7 protein-coding genes are annotated in these 6482 nt (G+C 69.6%); 4 read left to right on the top strand and 3 right to left on the bottom strand.

Annotated features, from left to right (window positions below; translation table 11 throughout):
- From KDJ86_RS09145 to deoA, 3 genes are all read left to right on the top strand, one after another.
- The coding region (locus KDJ86_RS09145; protein WP_291744882.1) for a cytidine deaminase at window positions 1–342 on the top strand (342 nt) is incomplete at its 5' end.
- Window positions 339–1154 carry a purine-nucleoside phosphorylase gene (locus KDJ86_RS09140; protein WP_291744879.1) on the top strand — a complete coding sequence of 272 codons (816 nt, stop codon included), beginning with the start codon at window positions 339–341 and terminating at the stop codon, window positions 1152–1154. The genes KDJ86_RS09145 and KDJ86_RS09140, both read left to right, overlap by 4 nt.
- An 8-nt stretch (window positions 1155–1162) precedes the next feature.
- On the top strand, window positions 1163–2488 hold the full coding sequence (deoA, locus tag KDJ86_RS09135; protein ID WP_291744886.1) for a thymidine phosphorylase: 1326 nt from the start codon (window positions 1163–1165) through the stop codon (window positions 2486–2488).
- A gap of 178 nt (window positions 2489–2666) precedes the next feature.
- Here deoA and KDJ86_RS09130 read toward each other — a convergent pair whose 3' ends face one another.
- From KDJ86_RS09130 to KDJ86_RS09120, 3 genes are all read right to left on the bottom strand, one after another.
- Window positions 2667–3143 carry a L,D-transpeptidase gene (locus KDJ86_RS09130; protein WP_291744878.1) on the bottom strand — a complete coding sequence of 159 codons (477 nt, stop codon included), beginning with the start codon at window positions 3141–3143 and terminating at the stop codon, window positions 2667–2669.
- A gap of 152 nt (window positions 3144–3295) precedes the next feature.
- Window positions 3296–4279, bottom strand: a complete 984-nt coding sequence (locus KDJ86_RS09125; RefSeq protein ID WP_291744876.1) for an adenosine deaminase — start codon at window positions 4277–4279, stop codon at window positions 3296–3298.
- Window positions 4276–5496, bottom strand: coding sequence for a phosphopentomutase (locus tag KDJ86_RS09120; RefSeq protein ID WP_291744874.1), 1221 nt, complete (start codon window positions 5494–5496; stop codon window positions 4276–4278). The genes KDJ86_RS09125 and KDJ86_RS09120 overlap by 4 nt, the downstream gene beginning before the upstream one ends.
- Before the next feature lie 182 nt (window positions 5497–5678).
- On the opposite strand from KDJ86_RS09120, the gene upp reads away from it, so the two are divergent.
- Complete coding sequence (gene upp / locus KDJ86_RS09115) at window positions 5679–6308, top strand: uracil phosphoribosyltransferase (protein WP_291744884.1); 630 nt, start codon at window positions 5679–5681, stop codon at window positions 6306–6308.
- Window positions 6309–6482: the final 174 nt, after the last annotated feature.

The raw sequence follows: 6482 nt of genomic DNA, 5'->3' as shown, positions 1-6482 counted from the left end.
GTCGGCGCGGCGCTGCGCAGCGGTGCCGGCACGACCCATGCGGGCTGCAACGTCGAGAACGCATCCTATCCGGAAGGCTGGTGCGCCGAGACCTCCGCCATCGCGGCGATGGTCTGCGGCGCCGGCACCGCCGAGGGACGCCGGATCGAGGAGGTCGTGGTGGTCGCCGAACCTGTCGACGGCCGGATGGTGTCGCCATGCGGCGGCTGCCGCCAGCGTCTCGCCGAATTCGGCATGGCCGGGACGGTGGTCCATCTCGTCGATCCGGCCGGCGAGCGGACCGAGACCTACCGGCTCGGCGAATTGCTGCCGGCCGCCTTCGCCATGCCGGACGAACCGTGAGCAACGAGAAGGCCGCCGAAGCGGCCGCCATCATCCGTGAAGTCGCCGACCTTCCCTATTCCACCGGCCTGGTGCTCGGCTCGGGGCTGGGGGCGATCGCCGACAGCGTCATCAACCCGGTGCGGATTCCCTATGCCGACCTGCCGGGATTTCCGGTGTCGCGGGTCTCCTCGCATAGCGGCGAGCTGATCGCCGGGTGGCTGGAGGGCGTGCCGGTGGTGGTGCTTGCCGGCCGGGCGCATTTCTACGAGACCGGCAATCCCGGCTCGATGCGCGTCCCGATCGCGACGCTGGCCGCGCTCGGCTGCGACACGCTGATCCTGACCAATGCCGCCGGCTCGCTGCGCGACGAGGTCGGGCCCGGCGAGCTGATGCTGATAACCGACCACATCGCCTTTTCCGGCATCAACCCGCTGATCGGCGAGCCGAGCGAGGACCGCTTCGTCGGCATGACCGGCGCCTATGACAAGCGTCTCAGGGGCGCACTGCATGGCGCGGCCGAACGCGAGGGCATCGCGCTCGCCACCGGCGTCTATATGTGGTTCTCGGGACCTTCCTTCGAGACGCCCGCCGAGATCCGTTTCGCGCGTGTCGTCGGCGCCGACGCGGTCGGCATGTCGACGGTGCCGGAGGTGATCCTCGGCCGCTTCTTCGGGCTCAAGGTCGCGGCGATCTCGACCATCACCAATTTCGCCGCCGGGATGACCGGTGCCGAGCTCTCCCACGAGGAGACCAAGCGGCTCGGGCCGGTCGGCGCGGTCAAGCTCGAGCGCATCCTCCGCCGCTTCTTCCAGGACCGCGGGCTGGAGTGAGGCCGATGCTGCTGCCGCAGGAGATCATCCGCAGGAAGCGCGAGGGCCAGCCGGTCGATCCGGCCGATATCGCGGCGCTGGTCGAGGGGCTGACCCATGGCTCGGTGACCGAGGGACAGGTCGCCGCCTTCGCCATGGCGGTCTTCTTCCGCGGCATGAGCCGCGAGGAGGCCGTGGCGCTGACCCTGGCCATGCGCGATTCCGGCGCGGTCCTCGACTGGACCGGCCTCGAGGGCCCCGTCCTCGACAAGCACTCGACCGGCGGCATCGGCGACAACGTCTCGCTGATGCTCGCCCCGGCGATCACCGCCTGCGGCGGCTTCGTGCCGATGATATCCGGCCGCGGCCTCGGCCATAGCGGCGGCACCCTCGACAAGCTCGATTCGATCCCCGGCTACACCACCCAGCCCGATCTCGAGACCTTCCGCCGGGTGGTCGAGGCGGTCGGCTGCGCGATCATCGGCCAGACCGCCGACCTCGCCCCCGCCGACAAGCGCCTCTACGCGATCCGCGACGTCACCGCGACGGTCGAATCGGTGCCGCTGATCACCGCTTCGATCCTGTCGAAGAAGCTCGCCGCCGGGCTCGACGGCCTGGTGCTCGACGTCAAGACCGGCTCCGGCGCCTTCATGGCGACGATCGAGGCGGCCCGCGAGCTTGCCGGCAGCCTCGTCTCGGTCGCCAACGGGGCCGGGTTGAAGACCAGCGCGCTGATCACCGGCATGGACGAGCCGCTGGCCTCGGCCGCCGGCAACGCCGTCGAGGTGATGAACGCGGTCGACTTTCTCACCGGCCGCCATCGTGACGCGCGCCTCCATGACGTCGTGGTCTCGCTCGGCGCCGAATTGCTCGCCTCGGGCGGTCTCGCCGCCGATACCGGCGAAGGCCGGGCGAAGATGGAGGACGCCTATGCCTCCGGCCGCGCGGCGGAGCTCTTCGGCCGGATGGTCGCGGCGCTCGGCGGGCCGGGCGACTTCATGGAGAAGCCTGGGACCTATCTCAAGGCGGCGCCGGTGGTGCGCCCGGTGACGGCGAACCAGGCCGGGATCGTCGACGCCATCGATGGCCGGAAGATCGGGGTCGCCGTCGTCGAGCTCGGCGGCGGCCGGGCGCGCGAGGCCGACACGATCGACCATGCGGTCGGCTTCACCGCGCTTGCCGGGCTCGGGGCGACGGTTGGGGGTGACGACGTGCCGCTTGCCATCGTCCATGCCCGGACCGAGGCGCATGCCGAGCGTGCGGAAGCGGCGCTGCGGGCCGCCTATTCGGTCGGAGACGGTCCGGCCGAGCCATCGGCGGCGGTGCTTGAGCGGATCGGGCCGGACGCTAGCTGAGCCCCCGTTTCGCGGCCGAGGTGTCACCGACAGGCGGATTCATACCCCCCAAAAACACCGACCGCCGCCCGGCGGGGGGACCGGACGGCGGCGGTATCGGGACTGAGGAGACGCCTGGGCTTGGGGTGGCGGGGATGGCGTCGTCAGGTGGGGGGAACCTGCCCAGTCCGTTGGGAATTCAGTCCGTCACGATGATCTTGGTGTTCCACTTGCCGTAGGCCTGGACGACCTTGAAGAAGGTCGCCGCGTTCTCGGTCGCCAGCCGGACGCAGCCGTGGGAGGCGCGCTGGCCGAGCTTCGCGGTCGCCTGCGTGCCGTGGACCGCGATGCCGTCGACGAAGAAGACCGAATAGGGCATGGGAGCGTCTTCGTATTGGGAAGACTTGTGGTCCTTGTCGAGCCAGGTCGGACGATAGTGCCCCTTCGGGGTGGCGTAGCCGGCGGCGCCGGTCGAGACATTCCAGACATAGCTCGTCCTGTGGCCGCGGTTGTCGGTGACGTTGAGATAGAGCTTCTGCTGCGACAGGGAGATTTTCGCGACCACCGTCGGCTTCGGCTGGAAGGCCGAGAACAGGCCGGCCTCGGAAGGCGTGGAGATGCCGATCGCGGCGGCTGCGAAAGCGGCGACGGCGATGATCTTTGCGAAGGCCTTCATGGTCCTGACCCCTCACTTGCTGCGGCCAATGGCGCCGCGTTGTTCGATGAACGGAATATGGGGGGAGGGGTGGCCCACCGCAGTGACGACCGTCACAAATCCGCGGTGATCCGGTTCACAATGATTTGAATAATGCTGGAAAAACAGTGGCTTCAGGCGCCAGTGGCGGCCGCATCGACCCGCTCGAGAAGCGTCTCGCGGGTCTTGTCGTCGACAAAGGCGGCCTCGATCGCGGTGCGGGTCGCCTGGAGCAGCGCCGCATCGCCAAGCCCCTGGTCGCGGCCGAGCAGCTCATATTCATGGCCGAGGGAGGTGTGGAAATAGGGCGGGTCGTCGGAATTGACCGTCACCCGCACCCCCGCCTCCATCAGCCGGCGGAAGGGATGGCGGGAAATGTCCGGATAGAGGCCGAGCGCGACGTTGGAGCTCGGGCAGAGCTCCAGCACGATTCCCTCGGCGGCAAGCCGCTCGACCAGCGCCGGATCCTCGATCGCCCGCACCCCGTGGCCGATCCGGGTGACGCCGAGATGGTCGAGCGCCGCCCGCACGCTCTCCGGCCCGGCGAGCTCCCCGGCATGGGCGGTGAGCCCGAGGCCGGCTTCGCGGGCGACGCGGAAGGCGTCGGCGAAATCGCGCGGGTGGTGCATCGTCTCGTCGCCGGCGATCCCGAAGCCGGTGATGCGGGGATGCGCGACCGCGGTTTCGGCGAGTGCGCGGACCCGCGCCGGGCCGAGGTGGCGGACGCCGGTGAGGATCATCCGGGTGACGATGCCGGTCTCGGCCTCCGCGGCGTCCATGCCGTCATCGAGGCCGGCAATGTAGTCGGCGGCCGGCACGCCGCCGGCCTCGGCGATGTCCGGGGCGATGAAGATCTCGCCATAGATCGCCCCCTCGGCCGCGATCGACGTGAAATAGGCATGGGCGAGGTCGCGGAAGTCGGTGCCGGAGCGGAAGAGGGCGGAGACCCGGCCATAGGTGTCGAGGAAGCTCGCGAAATCGTGCCAGGCGTAGCCGCCGCGGTCGTCGAGGATGCCGGCGGTATCGACGCCGTAGCGGCCGGCGAGACGGCGGACGAGGGCGGGCGGCGCCGCGCCCTCGATATGGCAGTGGAGCTCGGCCTTGGGCAGCGCCGTCACAGGAAGGACGTCCCGTGCCGGCCGGGCGCGAGCCCGAGATGCGCGGCGATCGTCTCGCCCATGTCGGCGAAGGTGTCGCGGCGCCCGATCGCGCCGCCGCCGACGTCCGGGCCGAAGACGAGGATCGGGACGTGCTCGCGGGTATGGTCGGTGCCCCGCCAGGTCGGGTCGTTGCCGTGGTCGGCGGTGATCATGACGAGGTCGCCCGGCTCCAAGGCGGCCTCGAGCTCAGGCAGGCGCCGGTCGAAGGCCTCGAGCGCCCCGGCATAGCCGGCGACGTCGCGGCGATGGCCATAGAGGGAATCGAACTCGACGAGGTTGATGAACATCAGGTCGCCGTCGCCGAGCGTCCGCAGGGCATCGAGCGAAGCCGTGAACAGCGCGTCGTCATCCGGTCCCTTGACGACCTCGGTGATGCCGCGATGGGCGAAGATGTCGGCGATCTTGCCGACGCCGACGACGCGCCTGCCGGCTTCGACCGCCCGGTCGCAGAGCGTCGGCTCCGGCGGCGGCACGGCATAGTCGCGGCGGTTGGCGGTGCGCTTGAAGTCGTCCGCGTCGTGGCCGAGGAAGGGCCGCGCGATGACCCGGCCGATGTTGAGCGGATCGCAGAGCCGCCGCGCGACGAGGCAGACCTCATAGAGCCGGTCGAGGCCGAAGGCTTCCTCATGGGCGGCGATCTGGAACACCGAATCGGCCGAGGTGTAGCAGATCGGCTTGCCGGTCCTGAGATGCGCGGCGCCGAGCTCCTTGATGATCTCGGTGCCGGAAGCATGCCTGTCGCCGAGGATGCCCGGCAGTCCGGCCTCGCGGATCAGCGCCCCGGTCAGCGACGCGGGAAAGGAGGGAACGGTGTCGGGGAAGTAGCCCCAGTCGAAAGTCACGGGTACGCCGGCGATCTCCCAGTGCCCGGACGGGGTATCCTTGCCCTTCGAGGTCTCGACGCCATAGCCCCAGCGTCCCTCCACCGCGTCCTCGTAGCCGAGCGGGGGGATCGGCGCTCCGACCGAGGCGGTCGCGGCAAGGCCAAGGCCGAGCCGGTCGAGATTGGGGAGGTAGAGCCGCCCGCTCCTGAGACCGGGCCGGTCGCCGCCGCCTTGGGCGCAGGCTTCGGCGATATGGCCGAGCGTATCGGCGCCGGCATCGCCGAACTGATCGGCGTCCTCGGCACCACCGATGCCGACGGAATCGAGGACGAGGAGGATGGCGCGTCTCATGGGTGGCCTGCCAATCACGGTGGCCCCGAGAATAGGAGAGGCGCCAGCCTGTGGATAGTCCGGCGGATTTGACACGGAATCGTTGGCCGGCAGCCTCTTTGCATTGGCCTCCGGCGCCGTGGCGGCTAGTTTTGCCGGCAACGGAGCCCGGAACGACAACCAGAGACAATCGGATGGAAGCCATGGAAGGCGTGACCCTCGTCGATCACCCGCTGGTCCAGCACAAGCTGTCATTGATGCGGGAGAAGTCCACCTCGACGGCGAGCTTCCGCCAGTTGCTGCGCGAGATCGCGCTGCTCCTCACCTACGAGGTCACCCGCGACCTCAAGCTGACGACGATGCGGATCGACACCCCGCTGGCGGCGATGGACGCGCCGATCCTCGAGGGCAAGAAGCCGGTCTTCGCCTCGATCCTGCGCGCCGGCAACGGCCTGCTCGACGGGATGCTCGACCTCGTTCCCTCGGCCCGTGTCGCCCATGTCGGCATCTATCGCGACCCCGAGACGCTGGAGCCGCACGAATATTACTTCAAGGCGCCGGAGGACCTCGGCGACCGGCTGGTGATCGTCGTCGATCCGATGCTCGCCACCGCCAATTCGGCGAGCGCCGCGATCGAGAAGCTGAAGGAGCGCGGTGCCCAGGACATCCGCTTCGTCTGCCTGCTCGCGGCGCCGGAGGGGATCGAGCGGTTCCGGAAGCTCCAGCCCGGCATCCCGATCTACACCGCGGCGATCGACGACTACCTCAACGACCACGGCTATATCGTCCCCGGCCTCGGCGACGCGGGCGACCGGCTCTACGGGACGAAATAGGGGCCGGCCGGCGGGCAGCTCCTTCCCCGCCATCCTGAGGGCCTGCCCCCGGCTCGATCGGGGGTGCGAGGCGGAGCCCGAGCAACGCTCCAACACGCCCCTCCCCGTCATCCTGAGGTGCGAGGGCGGAGCCCGAGCCTCGAAGGACGCAATGTCCTCTGACGAGCGTGCTGT

It is taken from the genome of Bauldia sp., assembly GCF_020442045.1.
Classification (GTDB): Bacteria; Pseudomonadota; Alphaproteobacteria; order Rhizobiales; family Kaistiaceae; genus Bauldia.
This window is presented reverse-complemented; position numbering and strand designations above follow the sequence as displayed.

Bases quoted from the DNA above. Each gene is read 5' to 3' on its own strand.
- KDJ86_RS09130 (WP_291744878.1), bottom strand. From the start codon at position 3,143: ATGAAGGCCTTCGCAAAGATCATCGCCGTCGCCGCTTTCGCAGCCGCC.
- KDJ86_RS09120 (WP_291744874.1), bottom strand. From the start codon at position 5,496: ATGAGACGCGCCATCCTCCTCGTCCTCGATTCCGTCGGCATCGGTGGT.
- upp (WP_291744884.1), top strand. From the start codon at position 5,679: ATGGAAGGCGTGACCCTCGTCGATCACCCGCTGGTCCAGCACAAGCTG.